We start from the raw sequence: 10761 nt of genomic DNA, 5'->3' as shown, positions 1-10761 counted from the left end.
ACAGCGCGCCCAGAATCAGCATAAATCCACGGACCCAGTAATCACCCCTGATAATTCAGGGAACACGGTTATTTGTCGGTTCACCGCAGGTACGGGCATGGCAGCCACAGAGGCGGACGCCGAACCGACCAAGGTGCTGGAGTTCGGCCTGGGCGACGGGACGTACTGTCTGGACATCGGCGTCATCGACGAGATCGTCGACGCCGGCGAGCTCACGCGGATCCCCAACTCGCCGGACCACGTCGAGGGCGTCATGGACCTCCGCGGCCGGACGACGACGATCGTCGACCCGAAGACGCTGTTCGACATCGACGAGGCCGGTCCGCGAGAGCGGATCGTCGTCTTCGACGACGACGAGATCGACGAGGGCGGCACGGTCGGCTGGATGGTCGATGAGGTGTTCCAGGTTCGCGACGTCTCGCCCGAGGACGTCGATCAGAGCACTACCGTCGAGGACGAGGGCGTCCGCGGTATCGTCAAGTCGGACGACCGGTTTGTCGTGTGGGTCTCGCCGGACGTCGACGAGGCCATCGCAGGCGACCTTGACGACGTCGAGGCCGCGGAAGCGTAGCCGAAAGGGCGGAGCGAGCGCCGGGCGACCGCGTCGGCGACCCCGTCGGCGTCCGCCGGCGATCGGTTCTCACGGGTGAGAACCGGGTGCCAACGCTTATCAGCCGTCCAACGGGTCCCTACGTATGCGCGTCTCAAGCGGCGTCCCGGGGTTCGACGACCTCGTCAACGGCGGGTTCCCCGAGGACCGCCTCTACGTTGTCAGCGGCCCGCCCGGGAGCGGGAAAACGACGTTTTGCTCACAGTTCGCGGCCCAAGGCGCTCGGAACGGCGAGGACGTCCTCTACATCAGCATGCACGAGACGAAGGACGGGATCCGCGAGGACATGAGCGGCTACGACTTCGGGTTCGACCGCGCGCTCGACTCCGACCGCGTCACCTTCCTCGACTCCTTCTCGTCGGACGGCCGGCGCTTCTTCGGGCTCCCCGGCGACCGCCGCGACCGCTCGGGGGTCACCAACCGGCTCACCGGGTTCATCAACTCCCGCGACATCGACCGCGTCGTCTTCGACTCGACGATGCTGCTGCGGTTCCTCTTAGACGACGACGAGGACACGATGATCCAGCTGCTCTCCTCGCTGAAGCGGACGGACGCGACGACGCTTCTGATCTCCGAGATGACCGACCCGAGCGCGTACTCCGAGGAGCACTACCTCGCGCACGGCGTCGTCTTCATGCACAACTACCTCGAAGACGAGGGGATGCGCCGCGGGGTCCAGGTGCTGAAGATGCGGGGAACGGACGTCGACACCGACATCCAAGACGTGGAGTTCACCGACGGCGGGCTCCGCGTCGGCCCGGCGGCGACGGTGACACACTGATGTACGACCGCACGTTCGGCACGGAGTGGGACGACCTCTCCCGCGAGGAGGCGGTCGAGCGCGCCTTCGCGCTGGGCGTCGCGGCCGGCGTCGACAACCCCCGCCCGGAGGAGCTCGACCGCGTGCTGGAGACGTTCTCGGGGGGCTACGACCGGAGCATCGTCGAGCTGGCGTACGACGAGGGGCGAACGAAGGCGCTGGAGGCGAAGGCGGAGCGGGACGACCCGGAGGACGAGGCTGTCTGGTCGTCGCTCGTCGACGGCGCCGGCGCACCGCGCGAGTCTCCGGTGCCGGCCGCGCTCCCCGGGGCGATACGCGAACTGACACTCACCGACGGGCCGCGGGAGGGCCCGCCCTCGTCGCTCGACCTCCCCTCCATGCTTCGAAAGTGATCCCTCGGAAGGGTTTTACCCGACACACTCTCACGTCCACAAAATGACTGTGCTTCCCGACGCTGTCCGCGGTGCCGACAGCGTCCTCATCAGCGGTCCGCCGATGAGCGGGAAGTACGACCTGTTCAACCGGCTGCTCGCAGGGTGGTCCACGGGCCCGGTCGTGATCTCGACGGGACGGACCGCGGAGAAGGTCCGCGAGGACTACGAGGAGCTGACGGGGGCGGACGGCGACGACGTGGTCGTCATCGACTGCGTCACCCACGAGCAGGGCGACAAGCGCGAGGACACGCCGGCGACGAAGTACGTCGCCAGCGCCGGCAACCTCACCGACATCGGGATCAAGTTCACCGACATCGTCGAGTCCTCCGTGGGCCGCGACCGCGCAGTCGGCGTCTACTCGCTGTCCCAGCTGTTGATGTACTGGGAGCCAGAGCGTATCTACCGGTTCACCCGGGTAATGACCTCGCAGACCTCCGGCGAGGGGTGGCCGTTCGTCGGGGTCGTCGGCTCGACCGCCCACGACGAACAGGTCGTTCACACCCTCCACGAGCCGTTCGAGGTCGTCGTCGAGACCCGCGTCGACGACGACGCGCGGGAGTTCCGCGTCCGTGGCCGGGTCGGCCAGCCGTCGGACTGGGAGCCCTTCTGAGCCGGGAGCCGCACCGTGGCCCGAGATCTCCGCGGCTCGCGTCGAACCGGCCTCACCCCACCAGTTCGAACTCCGCGCCGATCGGGGGCGCGTCGACGAGCCCCCAGTAGACGAACCGGTAGGTGCCGTCGCCCAGCGGCGGGCAGACCTCCAAGTCGACGCCGTCGACCGCGTCGGCGATCGCCGACTCGGTCAACGTGATGTCCCAGGAGTACGCCGAACTCGTGTCGAGCGACGCCTCGGTCCGGGGGAGTTCGACCGCCTCGCCCAAGGTGGAGCCGCGGATGTCGAGCCACCCCTCCCCCGTCTCGCGCTGGAGCGAGTAGGTGGATTCGCCGAGCGTGGCGGCGGGAGCGTCGCCGGTGTTCCGGAGGACGAGCCGGAGCGACTGGCCGTACGTCTCGGTCGCTCCCTCCGTGGAGAGCTCAACGGTCGTCTCGTCCGTCTCGACGAGGGTCTCGGTGACCGACGCCTCGAACGGCTGACCGAGGCGGACGAACCCGTCGTCGTCGCAGGTCAGCGTCGCCGGCGTTCCCTCCGGGCCCTGCGGTCCGTCGCCCGCCGCGAAGTCGAGACAGCCCGCCGTCGCGACGGACAGGGCGAGCGCGCTCCCGGCGAGCGCGTCGCGTCGCGTGTGGTCCATATGGGTCGAACGAACGCCACCGGCATGAACCGCACGCGTCGTCGCGGGAACGACCGCGGATGTCGGTCGAGCGACACGCGACCGGCCGAGCGGTTCGGAACCGCTTTCCCCTCGGCCGGCGGATGGCCCCGCATGGAGCTGTTCGGATCGAGTGGCATCCGCGGGGTCGCGCTGCGGTACCTCACGCCCGCGCTCGTCCTCGACATCGCGAAGGCGGCCGGAACGGTGTGGGACGCCGACCGCGTCGCCGTCGCGCGCGACACGCGGACCACCGGCGAGCTGTTCGCGAACGCGGCCGCGAGCGGCCTCGCCGCGGTCGGCTGCGACGTCGACCGCCTCGGCGTCGTGCCCACGCCCGCGGTCGGGAACTACTGCGAGGCCGACGGGGTCCCCGCGGTCCTCGTCACCGCCTCGCACAACCCGCCGGAGTTCAACGGCATCAAGCTGGTGGGCGCCGACGGCGTCGAGCTCTCCGTCGACGTGTTAGAGCGCATCGAGCGGCGCGTCCTCGACGACGAGTACGACCACGCCGACTGGCGGTCGGCCGGCGCGACGACGCCGATCGATGGCGCCGTCGACGACTACGCCGACCAACTGACCGCTGCGGTCGACCGCGAGGCGGTCGCGGACGCCGACCTCACGGTCGCGGTCGACCCCGGTCACGGCGCGGCCTCGGTCGCGTCCCCCCGGATCTACCGCGAACTCGGCTGTGAGGTGTTGACGGTGAACGCGACGCCGGACGGCCACTTCCCCGGCCGCGACTCCGAGCCGGTCCCCGAGAACCTCGCGGACCTCTCGCGGCTGGTCGCGACCTCCGACGCCGACGTGGGGATCGCGCACGACGGCGACGCAGACCGTGCCGTCTTCGTCGACGAGCGGGGGCGGTTCGTCGACGGCGACACCTCCTTCGCGGCGCTGGCGGACGCCTGTCTCGAACCGGGCGACGCAGTCGTTAGCGCGGTCAACGTCTCCCAGCGGCTCGTCGACGTCTGCGCCGCCAACGACGCCGACCTCGAACTGACACCCATCGGCGCGACGAACATCATCACCCGGACGCGCGACCTCCACGACGAGGGGGTCAACGTCCCCATCGCGGGCGAGGGGAACGGCGGGCTGTTCTTCCCGCCGTACCGGCTCTCGCGAGACGGGGCGTACATCGGCGCGCGCTTCCTCGAACTGCTCGCGGCCGCGGACGGCGCGCCCGTCAGCGAGGTCGTCGCGCCGTACACCGACTACCACTTCGTGCGGGAGAACGTCGAGTACGCGGACGACGACGAGCGCGACGAGATGCTCTCGGCCGCCCGCGCCTACGTCGAGACCGCCGACGCGGAGCCGAACACGACGGACGGCTATCGGCTCGACTACGGCGACGCGTGGGTGCTGGTCCGCCCCTCGGGCACCGAGCCGAAGATCCGGATCTACGCCGAGTCCGCCGACGCCGACCGCGCCGAGCGGCTGGCGGCGGACATGCGCGTCGCCGTCGAGAGCGGGCGGTAGCGCAGGCTATTTGATAATCGAAACTGCGGTGGCGCGTGCCTGCGAGCGGCCGCCACCGGCGGCCGCGAGACAGCACGCGCGAGGGACGCGGCGACCGGAGCGAAGCGGAGGGAGCCGCGAGGTTGGGGAGGCGTGAGGCGCGGTCGCGGGGCTTTGGCGGTGATTGCCGGCGATCCGCAGTCGATTACTCATAAACGGTCGGCCGAGACTCTGGTGGGGCTCGCCGCCGATCTACCGGGATCAGGTTGTTAACCGACAGCCGAGACCTCGACCGCGGCCGCGACACGGGTCGCGTTAAGTTTGGCGTGAATTGTGGTAGACGGCGAAGGCTTCGAGCCAGTTTTGAGCAGTCTCTAGCGCGACATTGCTGAAACTATTCGCAAACGATGATGTTCGCCGTTCTATTTCCCAAAAGACACGTTCGATAGCATTCCGATTTCCATGTCGAATGATTTGAAATCGATAGCCGTCGTCAGCGAGAACTGGTCCAAGATAGTCTGCGTCATCGACGAGAAATTCCACGTTGTTCAGCTGATAACGCTGGTGGAGCTCGGTGAGAAACCATCGCGTGGTCTGTTTGTTTGCGGTCGGATAGAGACTCACGTGGAGGATCTCGTTCGTCTGTGGATCAACCGCGCCGTACAGCCAGAACTTCTGGCCGTGGAGGCGGATCATCTTCTCGTCAACAGCGAGTTGATCCTCTGAGACGGTCGAGATCGGCTGTAGATCGGCTTTATGAACCCAGTTATGGATCGCGACATGACTCCGCTTGATCCCAAATAGTTCAAGATGTTTACTTACCTCACGTAGTGACATACCAGCCAAGTGACAGCGGATCCCTACTTCAATCGCCCATCGCGGCGTTCGATCTCGCTCCACAAACGACAAGTCGATCCACGCAATACGTTCGCTGAGGCGGTCGAATTCTGCCATAGACACTCAGAACTCGTCCGCCTCATCCTCTAACTTAACGCGACCGCGACACGGGGACGTGTTTATAAGTAGCGTCAGTCCAGCGCCGCCAGCGCCTCGGCCGCCTCGCGGGCCGCTTCGAGGTGGTCGCGGGCGCGCCGCGGGTCGTCCGTCTCCTCGGCGGCGCGGGCGAACCGCGTCAGCGTCCGGGTCAGCGACGCGCGGGCAGTGCCGACGCCCTCGGCGTCGTCCGTCAACTGAGGCGGGGTGGGTCGCCCGGACTCGGGCGGTCGGGAGTCGGGCCGCCGCGGCTCGGGCCGCTGGGAGTCGGACTGCTGCGGCGGCGCTGACCCCTGCGGCGGCGCTGACTCCTGCGGCGGCGCCGACCCCTGTGACTGCACGGCGGCCGAGCGGGAGGGCCGCGGCCCCGCGCTCTCGGTCGCACCGGACTCGGTCGTGGCGGAATCGGTCACACCGGAGTCGGCACCCACCGAGCCGTTCTCGGCGACGCCGTCCGCCGCGCCGGCGTCCACGTCCGGCGGGGCTCCCGTCGCCTCGGTGCCTCCCGCCGCGTCCGGCTCCGCCGCGGTCCCGGTCGCCTCGTTCGCCCCCGCCGCGCCGCCGGCCTCGTTCCCGCAGGTGGGACAGAACTCGCGACCGTCGTGACGGAAGATGGGGTCGCCGCACTCCTCGCAGTGGCGGTTCGTCATCGTCGCGCCCTTCAGGAGGAGCTCGGACATCCGCTGGGTGTGCTCGCGCTTCTGCTCGTCGTCCGCGAACTTCTCGCGGAGCTTCTCGCGTTCCGCCTCCTTGTCGAAGTCGTCGCTCATGGGCTGACGAACGTGGTTCGCGGGCAAAAGTCCGGTGGGCTCGGGACGAGCCGTGGCGGGAGCCGACGGGCGCCGTCGGCCCGCGGGCTCACTCCTCGGTGACCGTCCGGTCGTCGGGGTCGAGCTCGCCGCGGTGGATCTTCGCGCCGTCCTGCGCGACCTGTCGCCCCAGCACCGCGCACTTCACGCGCATCGGCGAGATGTCGACGCCGAGCATCTCGGTGACGTCGTCGGTGTCGAGCCCGTCGAGTTCGTCGACGTTCATCCCGTGGAGCCGCTCCGAGAGCATGCTCGCGGAGGCCATCGAGATGGCGCACCCGTCGCCCGTGAACCGCACCGCCTCGATCGTCTGCTCCTCGTCGTCGAGGTCCACGTCCATCCGGATCGTGTCGCCACAGGAGGGGTTCTCGCCGACGTGCGTGAAGTCCGGATCCTCGAGTTCCCCGTAGTTTCGCGGGTTCTTGTAGTGGTCGAGGATCTGCTGTCGGTACATGTCCGAGCCCAGTCCCATACTGGCGCACAGTACGCCGCTCCGGCTCAAAAGGGTTCCGTCGAGCGCGATCGTTTATAAATAGGTGAGAGTCAAACGACGAGTGAGTACGGAAAGTGCGGTGGCTCGCACCTGCGAGCGGCCGTCAGCGGCGGCCGCGAAGCCAGCACGCGCGAGGGAGGCGGCGGGCCGGCGCGGCGGCGCCCGCGCCGGTGCGTCCGCCGAGGCTGGGGAGGTGTGAGGTGCGGGGCCGAGCGGTACGGGGTGGCACTCGAAGGGGCAGTCGTGAGGCGGGCAAAGGCGGTGTACGTACCACAGCGACAGAGTGGAGCGACTGAGCGAGGAACGCAACGAGCGTGCGCCCGGCTCGCGACTGGGGCTTCGGTGGTGTCCGTCGGCGCCCCCCGGAACGAGTCCGGACCGACACATCAGCCTCGGTCAGGCCGCGTGCTCGTCGACCCACGCCGTCAGGTCGTCGCCCGAAATGAACCCGTCGGCGCGCCGCGCGACCGGCTCGCCGTCGACGAAGAGGACGAACAGCGGGACGCTCCGCACGTCGAACCGCTCGACCAGCGGCGGGTCGTCGCGGGGATTCACCAGGCCGACCGCCAAGTCGGCCTCGGCGCCGCGGGCCACGTTCCCGATCACCGGCTCCATGCTGGCACAGATGCCGCAGCCGTCGGTGTAAAACTCCACGAGCGCGGCGTCCGCGTCGGCGACGAAGGCGTCAAGAGCGTCCTCGTCCGCGAGCGAAACGGGCCGGTCGGTGCCGGACGATCCGGAGGAGGGCGCCTCGGAGGCGTTCGAGGCAGTATTGGATTCCATACGCATTATTGGGCGTCGACGGTGATAACTGCTTCCGTCGACGCGGTCGGCGTCGGAGAGAAGAGCGCGAGGGCGCGTCGGCGGGAATGACCGGCGTCGCTACGCCGGTTCGTCGGGCTCGGGCTCGGTCCGCCACCCGCCCTTCAGCGTGACGTACCAGACGGAGGCCCCGGCGAGGACGAAGACGGCCCCCATGTACGGGATGATCGGCAGCTCGACACCGACGAAGTCGAGCACGGTCCGGAGCTCGTAGACGATCACGCCGAAGATCGCGAGCGTCACGAGCAGCCCGCCGCGAGAGATGTCGACGCTCATCGGACCACCTCGACGACCGAGGCCGAGAGGTCGGCGACGGCGCCGAACAGCGGGGCGGCCGCATCTGCCAGCGCGTCGAACAGCGGCGCGAGCCACACCGGATAGGTGCCGACGCCCGGTCCGAGCAGTCCGCCGCGGTTGATGATCGCCGCGATCGGCAGCGCGTACGCGAGGACGACGAGCGTGAGCGCGATGCCGACCCACAGGCGGAGGTTATCGAGCACCTGCGGCGCGTCCTCCGCGCCGGAGACCGGACTGGGGAGCGGCTCCGCGAGCCCGGACACCTTCGGGTTCCCCATCGTCAACACGAGGTTCCCGAGGAAGAGGATCGTCGAGACGAAGAGCAGGGTCCCGCCGATCGCGATCTGGATGTTGAGCTCCTCGAAGCCGCCGAACATCGTCGGGTAGTCGAAGCCGGAGTACTCCGGCTCGGCGGTGCGTCGCGGGACGCCGAGGAGCCCCTGCGCGTGCATCGCGTTCGACATCAGCGCCATGCCGATGAACCAGAGGACGACCTGGAACAGCCCGATCTGGCTGCTGTAGATCGGCTTGTTGCTGATCTGCGGCCAGATCCAGTAGGTCCCGGCCATCATCGTCAGCGCGACCGCGGTCCCGACGGTGAGGTGGAAGTGACCCGGCACCCACAGCGTGTTGTGGATGAGGTAGTTGATGTTCATCCCGGCGTTGACCATGCCCGAGAAGCCGCCGGCCGCGAACATCAGGCCGGCAAGCATCATGCCGGTGAACTCCGGCTTGCGCCACGGGAGGTTCGTGAGCCAGCCTAACAGCCCGGTGCCGCCGCGCTGACGGGCGCCGTACTCGACGCTCGCGACGACCGTGAACGCGGTGAGCAGGCTGGGCAACAGCAGGAACATCGTGTTCGTCATCGAGATGAACTTGAACCCCTCGGCGATCCCCGGGTCGAGGTACTGGTGGTGGATCCCGACCGGCGTCGAGAGGAGGACGAACAGCACGAACACGACCCGGGCCAGCGGGTCGCTGAAGAGGCGGCCGCCGGCGATCTTCGGCAGGACGGTGTACCAGAGCATGTACGCCGGCATGAGCCAGAAGTAGACGACCGGGTGGCCGAAGAACCAGAACAGCGTCCGGGTGAGCGTCGGGTTCACCTGGTCGATGAAGCCGAGCGACCACGGGAGCAGGAACAGCAGGACGGAGGCGGCGACGGCGGACGAGGCGATGTACCACATCGTCATCGTCGTCAGCACCATGAACGTCTGGAGCGGGATCCGCTCGTCGGGGTGCTCGCGCCGCCACGCGAGGAACGTCCGGAACCAGTCGGCGCCCGCGATCCACGTCCCGACGATGAACACGGTGAGCCCGGCGTAGAACAGCGGGTGCGCCTGAAGCGGCGCGTAGAACGTGTACAGCACGTCCGCGCTCATGTCGATGGAATCGACGAACCCGGCGAGGATCGAGATCCCCGTGAGCGTCATGCCGGTCGCCATCAGCCCGTACCACGTCCACGTGATCTTGATGTTCAGGAGCGGCCGGTCCAGACTGCGCGTCAGCGCCCAGGTGAACAGCCCGACGAGGAAGAATATCGTGAAGCTGATCACCATGAACACGCCGTGCGCGGTGAGGACGGTGTAGTAGTCGGTCGAGGGGATGATCCGCGCGACGTCGGTCCGGTGGAGCGTCTGGATGATCCCGAAGATCGCGCCGAGCAACAGGGCGAAGAAGGAGCTCAGGAAGGCCGCGCGGACGACCCTCGCCTCGTCCGGGAACTTGTCGACGAACGTCTGTTCGGACTCGATGGCGGTGCTCATTCTGAGTCACCTCCGCGGCTCTCGAACTCCGACTGGCTCACGACGTTGATCTTTCCTTCCATGACGTGGTGACCGGCGCCGCAGTACTCGTTACAGACGAGCCCGTACTCCGTCGGCTCCTCGGTCTCGACCGTGATCTCCGAGACCTCGCCGGGGACGGCCATCGTGTTCGCACTCGTGCCGACGACCTCGAAGCCGTGTATCACGTCGCGAGAGGTGACGTGTAACGTCACGGTGCTGTTCGCCGGCACGACGATCGGAGACGGTTCGAAGCCGAACTGGTAGGCGACGATGTACGCCTCGTACTCGTTTTCGCCCACCTGCTCGACGCGGGGCTCGGAGAACCGCTCGTCCTCGTCGAGCGCCGCGGCGTCGACCGTCGACTGCGAGTCGGCGACCATCGCCACGCCGGGACCGACCGCGCCGTAGGTCACGGTGCCGATGAGCGCGAGAATCAGGACGATCGACAGCGCGAGCCAGAGCTTCTCGTAGGCGTGAATGTGCACGTGTGATCACCCCACCACGACGAGGTCCCGGCCGAGGAACTCTACGAAGTAGATGTACACCCACGCGAGTACCAAGATTGCGAAGTAAATTCCGATGAGCGTGAGCGTGCCGATCGGGTCGAAATCCTCTCCCTCGCCGCCGACATCGTCAGTCGGAGCGTTTGCTGCCTCACTTTGGCCCATAGGCGACTTTGACAGTAGAGAGCCATATAAGATCTACCCGTTCTCGCACCCTGAAAACACGGGTGTTATATATTTCCGGCGAGCGCATGGTTACGGCATGGACTTCTCGATCCAACAGGCCGTACTCCTCGTCCTCGGCGGACTCGTCCCCGCGATGGTGTTCATCGCCGATCGGGCGGAGTTCGTCGTGGCGGTGACGCTGGTGAACGTCCTGCTCATCTGGGGGAGCCTCCGGATCGCGACCGGCGGGGCCCTCCCGGGGTTCGCCGGCGACTCGGCCGACTCCGAGCACGCGTAATCGATCACGAACCGCGGGACCCGCCGCCCCCGGTCCGCGG

16 protein-coding genes are annotated in these 10761 nt (G+C 67.9%); 7 read left to right on the top strand and 9 right to left on the bottom strand.

Annotation, left to right across the window (positions count from 1 at the left end):
- Nucleotides 1-97: 97 nt before the first annotated feature.
- From Z052_RS19150 to Z052_RS19135, 4 genes are all read left to right on the top strand, one after another.
- Nucleotides 98-571, top strand: a complete 474-nt coding sequence (locus tag Z052_RS19150) for a chemotaxis protein CheW (RefSeq protein ID WP_049930396.1) — start codon at nucleotides 98-100, stop codon at nucleotides 569-571.
- Nucleotides 572-695: 124 nt separating this feature from the next.
- The gene (locus Z052_RS19145) at nucleotides 696-1391 is read left to right on the top strand and encodes an ATPase domain-containing protein (RefSeq protein ID WP_094521068.1); all 696 of its coding nucleotides are present in this window, start codon (nucleotides 696-698) and stop codon (nucleotides 1389-1391) included.
- On the top strand, nucleotides 1391-1783 hold the full coding sequence (locus Z052_RS19140; RefSeq protein ID WP_086215824.1) for a hypothetical protein: 393 nt from the start codon (nucleotides 1391-1393) through the stop codon (nucleotides 1781-1783). Before Z052_RS19145 ends, Z052_RS19140 begins: the two co-directional genes overlap by 1 nt.
- 43 nt (nucleotides 1784-1826) lie before the next feature.
- Entirely contained in the window at nucleotides 1827-2435 is a 609-nt protein-coding gene (locus Z052_RS19135; RefSeq protein ID WP_086215825.1) for a hypothetical protein, read from the top strand.
- Between the two features lie 52 nt (nucleotides 2436-2487).
- Here the strand turns inward: Z052_RS19135 and Z052_RS19130 are convergent, their stop codons facing one another.
- A complete protein-coding gene (locus tag Z052_RS19130; protein ID WP_086215826.1) occupies nucleotides 2488-3078 on the bottom strand; it encodes a hypothetical protein in 591 nt (196 codons plus the stop codon).
- A gap of 132 nt (nucleotides 3079-3210) precedes the next feature.
- On the opposite strand from Z052_RS19130, the gene glmM reads away from it, so the two are divergent.
- Nucleotides 3211-4575: a phosphoglucosamine mutase gene (glmM, locus tag Z052_RS19125; RefSeq protein ID WP_049930388.1), complete on the top strand. Its 1365-nt coding sequence runs from the start codon at nucleotides 3211-3213 to the stop codon at nucleotides 4573-4575.
- Between the two features lie 294 nt (nucleotides 4576-4869).
- Here glmM and Z052_RS19120 read toward each other — a convergent pair whose 3' ends face one another.
- The 3 genes from Z052_RS19120 to sufU form a co-directional block, all read right to left on the bottom strand.
- Nucleotides 4870-5508, bottom strand: coding sequence for an IS6 family transposase (locus tag Z052_RS19120; protein WP_094521069.1), 639 nt, complete (start codon nucleotides 5506-5508; stop codon nucleotides 4870-4872).
- A 74-nt stretch (nucleotides 5509-5582) separates the two neighbouring features.
- Nucleotides 5583-6317: an Sjogren's syndrome/scleroderma autoantigen 1 family protein gene (locus Z052_RS19115; protein WP_094521070.1), complete on the bottom strand. Its 735-nt coding sequence runs from the start codon at nucleotides 6315-6317 to the stop codon at nucleotides 5583-5585.
- 88 nt (nucleotides 6318-6405) lie between these two features.
- On the bottom strand, nucleotides 6406-6828 hold the full coding sequence (gene sufU, locus Z052_RS19110; RefSeq protein WP_049930385.1) for a Fe-S cluster assembly sulfur transfer protein SufU: 423 nt from the start codon (nucleotides 6826-6828) through the stop codon (nucleotides 6406-6408).
- Nucleotides 6829-6910: 82 nt separating this feature from the next.
- Between sufU and Z052_RS20355 the strand changes: the two genes are divergently transcribed.
- Nucleotides 6911-7048, top strand: coding sequence for a hypothetical protein (locus tag Z052_RS20355; RefSeq protein ID WP_158093601.1), 138 nt, complete (start codon nucleotides 6911-6913; stop codon nucleotides 7046-7048).
- A gap of 197 nt (nucleotides 7049-7245) precedes the next feature.
- Here the strand turns inward: Z052_RS20355 and Z052_RS19105 are convergent, their stop codons facing one another.
- From Z052_RS19105 to Z052_RS20675, 5 genes are all read right to left on the bottom strand, one after another.
- A complete protein-coding gene (locus Z052_RS19105) occupies nucleotides 7246-7632 on the bottom strand; it encodes a co-chaperone YbbN (protein ID WP_049930383.1) in 387 nt (128 codons plus the stop codon).
- Nucleotides 7633-7731: 99 nt separating this feature from the next.
- Complete coding sequence (locus tag Z052_RS19100) at nucleotides 7732-7947, bottom strand: hypothetical protein (RefSeq protein ID WP_049930382.1); 216 nt, start codon at nucleotides 7945-7947, stop codon at nucleotides 7732-7734.
- On the bottom strand, nucleotides 7944-9734 hold the full coding sequence (locus Z052_RS19095) for a b(o/a)3-type cytochrome-c oxidase subunit 1 (RefSeq protein ID WP_049930380.1): 1791 nt from the start codon (nucleotides 9732-9734) through the stop codon (nucleotides 7944-7946). Before Z052_RS19095 ends, Z052_RS19100 begins: the two co-directional genes overlap by 4 nt.
- Nucleotides 9731-10240 carry a cytochrome c oxidase subunit II gene (locus Z052_RS19090; RefSeq protein WP_007345352.1) on the bottom strand — a complete coding sequence of 170 codons (510 nt, stop codon included), beginning with the start codon at nucleotides 10238-10240 and terminating at the stop codon, nucleotides 9731-9733. The genes Z052_RS19095 and Z052_RS19090 overlap by 4 nt, the downstream gene beginning before the upstream one ends.
- 6 nt (nucleotides 10241-10246) lie before the next feature.
- Nucleotides 10247-10423, bottom strand: coding sequence for a hypothetical protein (locus tag Z052_RS20675; protein ID WP_007345353.1), 177 nt, complete (start codon nucleotides 10421-10423; stop codon nucleotides 10247-10249).
- A gap of 97 nt (nucleotides 10424-10520) precedes the next feature.
- Between Z052_RS20675 and Z052_RS19085 the strand changes: the two genes are divergently transcribed.
- The gene (locus Z052_RS19085; protein ID WP_049930378.1) at nucleotides 10521-10721 is read left to right on the top strand and encodes a hypothetical protein; all 201 of its coding nucleotides are present in this window, start codon (nucleotides 10521-10523) and stop codon (nucleotides 10719-10721) included.
- Nucleotides 10722-10761 lie beyond the last annotated feature (40 nt).

The sequence above is a fragment of the Halorubrum sp. C191 genome, from assembly GCF_002727095.1.
Lineage (GTDB): Archaea > Halobacteriota > Halobacteria > Halobacteriales > Haloferacaceae > Halorubrum > Halorubrum ezzemoulense.
Note: the sequence above shows the minus strand (reverse complement) of the source record. Positions and strands in the feature narration are given on the sequence as shown.